Raw genomic sequence first — 4,259 nt, forward strand, 5'->3', positions numbered from 1 at the left:
AACGATCGAGGTCAACCTACGGATGTCGGCTGCACGCTTCATTGCACGGGCTTCATTGCACGGCGACTACTCTGGGCGATGACAAGTAGGAGGAAAACTCTACTTTCCGCCGTCCAACATCACGGGGAGGGAGAGCTCGATGCAGGGCCTTCAGTCACTGTTCAGACGTCGATGCGCCCTTATCCCGTCGCTCCACATGCAGGGCACGGACGCGTATCCGGATCCCGGCATCCCCGCGGTCGCCGGGATGCCGGCGGGGAGACCGGCACAGCCGTTCCACCATTGGAACCAGACCGGGCCATGAGGTCGCTCCAGAGAGCGACAGTCCATCAGCCAGCTGGCATCCCTGGTCGGCCTGATCGGGGTGGGTGTCGCGCTCAGCGCGCTGTTTCAGTTGTTCCAGCTGCCGAATATCTCGAAGATGACGGCTACCGGACGGCGATCGCGGTGCTGCTGGCGGTCGGCCTGTACGGCGCCACGCTGGGAATCGCCCGCGCGGCCTGGGCGGACATCCGCCGGATCGCGCTCGTCGTCACCGTGGGCGTCGCCCTCAAGGCCCTGCTGATCGGTGGCGTCCTGGCCCTCGCGCTCGGCGACCCGCTGTACCTCCTTCTCGGCGTGGTGGTTGCCCAGATCGATCCCCTGTCGGTAGCCACGCTCACCTCGGGTTCACGAATGTCAGAACGCGGTCAGGATCTCCTGCGCAGCTGGGCCGCCTTCGACGATCCCGTGACGGTACTCCTTACCGTGTCCCTGGTCACAGCGGTCGGTTCGACGTTTGTCAAGGACCAGCCCGCGATGACGCCGGATCTCGGTGGACCGTCGGGAGTCAGCGGTTTCTTCGTCGGCCTGGCGCTCAACCTCGGCCTCGCCACCCTCACCGCCCTGCTGTGGGGGGGGGCGCCAAGAGACACGCGACCAGCGCCCTGGCATTGACAGCGGGCCTGATCATGGTAGGAGCAGGGTTCTTTCTCATGCTGGCGGTGGCAATCGGTGGGCTGATCCTCCGTCCCGATGCCAAGCTCTTCCCCGAGCGCGGGGACGACTTCTTCCCCCACCTCGTGGAGAGGACCGTACGGGTCGCGTTCTATGGGGCGGCGATCGCGCTCGGCCTGCTTCTCTCCGACGGAATCGCCTTTGTGCACGGGGCCGCTCTGGGAGCCGCAGCCTTCGCCGCACAGGGTCTCGTCGGCTACCTTCTCACCCACCGCATGTCCCGACGTGACCGGGTTTATCTGGCCGCTTCCCAGCAGAACGGCATCACGAGCATCGTGCTGTCCCTGGCCTTGGAGCCGGCGATTCCCGGGGTCGCCGCCGTCGTCGCTCCGGCGGTCGTCACCATCAACCTGCTGCACTGGCTGATCAATCGCTGGATCGACACCAGGCCGACCGTCTTCGGAATCACCGGAGCGGACGACGCGGCCTTCGACGACCGCGGCCTTCGACGACCGCGGCCTGCCGCTGCGGGAGATGTCCCCGCGGGGCAGCGACCTGCTGGCTTTTGAGTAAGTGATGTGTGAGTGAACTTGAAGCAGTGGGCGGAGCGTGAGGGTGTCCACTACGTCACCGCTTACCGCTGGTTTCGGGAAGGGAAGCTGCCCGTACCGGCGCGCCGGGTCGGGCGGCTGATCCTGGTCGAGCCGTCCGCCGTCGAACGCCCCACGGGAGCCGTCGCGGTGTACGCGCGGGTCTCCTCCGCCGGCCAGTACCCCGGCCTTGACCGGCAGGTTGCCCGTGTCACCGCATGGGCAACCGGACGTGATCGAAGACCTGCTCCGGCTGTAGGGCCGCCATCCGGCAACAGGTGGCTGCGAGCAAGGGGCCTACTCATGCTTCATGACTCGCAACGGTCAGACGAAGACCGTCTCGGCTGGGCGCAGGAGCCGCGCCAGGGCCTCGGCCGGAAGCACCGCAGCATCGGCCGGATGGGCTGAAAGCGGAGCAATCTGGGTGCGGTAGCAGTCGACCGCTCGCTGCTTGGCCCGCTGCACGTCGACAGGAAGATGCACCCGTCGCGCCCTGGCCCAGGGAACTCGCGGGTCGTCCGGCACCGCCCAGTGCCAGGTCCAGACGGGGTACTCGAGCAGCCGGGTGCCCGTCCGCGCGGCGGCGATCTCCGCCGCCCGACCCGTCGCCTCATGATCTGGATGACGATCCCCGGCATACGTTGCGAGCAGCCACCCGTCGGCGGTGAGCAACGGTTCCAGCTGGTCGGCCAACAGCTCCTCGTGCCCGGCGACCCGCCCGTCGCGCAGGCCGACCCGATGCACCGGCACCTGGGCCAGTCCGAGTTCGGCGAGAGCGGAATGCTGTTCCGCCACCCGTCGCCGCGCAAGCTCGGCCGGCGACAGCGTCGGAGATCCGGGATGGGATGCGTCGCCGTCGGTTACCGCAACAACGGTGAGCGACACGCTCAGCGTGGACAGGATGGTCATCAGGCCACCGATGCCCAGCACCTCATCGTCCGGGTGGGGAGCCACGATCACCGCATTCGTGGGCGGAACGGTCAGATCCAGCTCCGCCCACCCCGGATCCCATCCCTGCCAAACCGATTCGGGGGTCCCGCTGTCGTCGGCGAAGGGCCGACGCTCGTCCGCCACGCGTTCCTCCTGCATCGTTCTTCCATACGGCATACAGCGCGGCACCGCACGGACATCGGTGCAGTCATCGGCAACGCCACACGCACGGGGCGGCGTGGCGCGCCCACGACGCCGGCCGGCACCATCACAGCCCATCCTCCGGGCACAGCCCCACCCTCCCGGGTGTGCCCACGTCGCAAGCAGGGTGGGCGGGGCGGGACTGCGCTGGGCTTGAGCGACGGTACCCGTCGAAAACACCCGGGAGCCCGCGTTCCGGTCACCTCCCCGGCCGGAAGGTCGTCCGCGTCCTGATCCCGGTGAAGGGCCGCACGCCCCCCTCGCGACGGACGGTCTGGGACCGCCGACTCCGACCGGTCGTCGTCGCGGGCCCACGGCCGGACGATCGGTGGCCCCGGCCATCGGATTCGCCACCGGTCGCCACGACGGACCGGCCGCCGCGCCCCGAGCCAGCCGGCTCCGCAGGATGCGTCGTGCCCCGCTGAAGCGGTGGCGACCGTCGACTACCGGGGCCGTCACTGGCCGACACGCTACGACTGCGCCACCTACGTGGGCTCCGCCCCGGCGGTCCTACCCGGCGCCCGATGTCGGCCGACCAGGGCGCCACGGTCAGATACCGACGAGACGACGCGGGGACGGGATGGTCTCGACGACCTCGTCCACGACGTCCTCGGCGATGACGCGGCGCAGTTCCGCCTCGGGGCTCAGCACCAGCCGGTGTGCCAGGACCGGCTTGGCCAGCGCTTTGACGTCGTCGGGGGTCACGAAGGCCCGTCCCTGCGACGCGGCACGCACCTGGACGGCCCGAAGCAGCGCGATACTGCCCCGTGGGCTCGCCCCCAGGCGGACGACATCCGGCAGCGTGCGGGTCGCGGTGACCAGATCGACGATGTACCGCCGGAGGGCGGGTGCCACATGGATGGCGGATGTCCGGGCGGCGTGGGCCACCACGTCCTCCGCCCGCATCACCGGTCTCAGATCCTCGATGCGCCGACCCACCTGCCGACCATCGAGGATCTCCAGTTCCGCAGCGAGGGAGGGATATCCCATCCGCAGTCGCATGAGGAACCGGTCCAGATGGGCCTCGGGCAAGCTGTACGTGCCGTCCATGTCGATCGGGTTCTGCGTCGCGACGACCATGAAGGGCCGCGGTACCGGATAACCGGTCCCATCGACGGTGACCCGCCCCTCCTCCATGACCTCCAGCAGAGCCGACTGCGTCTTCGGCGAGGCGCGATTGATCCCATCGCCGATGACGAGGTTGGTGAACACCGGGCCCCCGCGGAATCCGAACTCGTCGGCACGCTGGTTGTAGACCATCGTCCCGATGATGTCCGCGGGCAGCAGGTCGGGCGTGAACTGGATGCGATGACAGCCGGCGCCCACCGACGCGGCGAGGCTGCGGGCCAGGGAGGTCTTCCCCAGACCGGGGACATCCTCGACGAGGAGATGGCCGTCGGCGAACATGCAGATCGTCGCGAGATCCACCACCTCACGCTTGCCGCGGATGACCTTCTCGACGTTGGCGACCACATCGTGGAAAGAGGCTGAGAACGTGGCAACCGCGGACCGGTCGCCGGACGTACTGTCGCGGCCGTCGCCCATGCGGGTCACGCGCTGCCTCCTAGGGCCTGTTTGGGAAGTTCATCGGGGCAGCCATTC

Annotated in this window: 4 protein-coding genes and 1 pseudogene; 3 read left to right on the forward strand and 2 right to left on the reverse strand. The window is 68.7% G+C overall.

Going from position 1 to position 4,259, the window contains the following annotated elements; genetic code table 11:
- The first annotated feature begins 447 nt into the window (after positions 1-447).
- The 3 genes and pseudogenes from ACY45C_RS20320 to ACY45C_RS20330 form a co-directional block, all read left to right on the forward strand.
- Positions 448-936, forward strand: coding sequence for a cation:proton antiporter domain-containing protein (locus tag ACY45C_RS20320; protein WP_462189151.1), 489 nt, complete (start codon positions 448-450; stop codon positions 934-936).
- 14 nt (positions 937-950) lie between these two features.
- Positions 951-1,505, forward strand: a complete 555-nt coding sequence (locus tag ACY45C_RS20325; protein ID WP_462189152.1) for a hypothetical protein — start codon at positions 951-953, stop codon at positions 1,503-1,505.
- Positions 1,506-1,520: 15 nt separating this feature from the next.
- A pseudogene (locus ACY45C_RS20330) lies at positions 1,521-1,754 on the forward strand (IS607 family transposase); the annotation flags it as partial.
- A 96-nt stretch (positions 1,755-1,850) separates the two neighbouring features.
- On the opposite strand, the gene ACY45C_RS20335 reads toward ACY45C_RS20330, so the two are convergent.
- Positions 1,851-2,633 (reverse strand): PIG-L deacetylase family protein, encoded by a 783-nt coding sequence (locus tag ACY45C_RS20335; protein WP_462189153.1) that lies wholly within the window; start codon positions 2,631-2,633, stop codon positions 1,851-1,853.
- A gap of 573 nt (positions 2,634-3,206) precedes the next feature.
- Positions 3,207-4,202 carry an AAA family ATPase gene (locus ACY45C_RS20340; protein WP_462189154.1) on the reverse strand — a complete coding sequence of 332 codons (996 nt, stop codon included), beginning with the start codon at positions 4,200-4,202 and terminating at the stop codon, positions 3,207-3,209.
- Between the last annotated feature and the right edge of the window lie 57 nt (positions 4,203-4,259).

Source organism: Frankia sp. CcWB2, from assembly GCF_977927585.1.

Coding starts and splice junctions, on each gene's coding strand:
- ACY45C_RS20325 (WP_462189152.1), top strand. CDS start 951: ATGGTAGGAGCAGGGTTCTTTCTCATGCTGGCGGTGGCAATCGGTGGG.
- ACY45C_RS20335 (WP_462189153.1), bottom strand. CDS start 2,633: ATGCCGTATGGAAGAACGATGCAGGAGGAACGCGTGGCGGACGAGCGT.
- ACY45C_RS20340 (WP_462189154.1), bottom strand. CDS start 4,202: ATGGGCGACGGCCGCGACAGTACGTCCGGCGACCGGTCCGCGGTTGCC.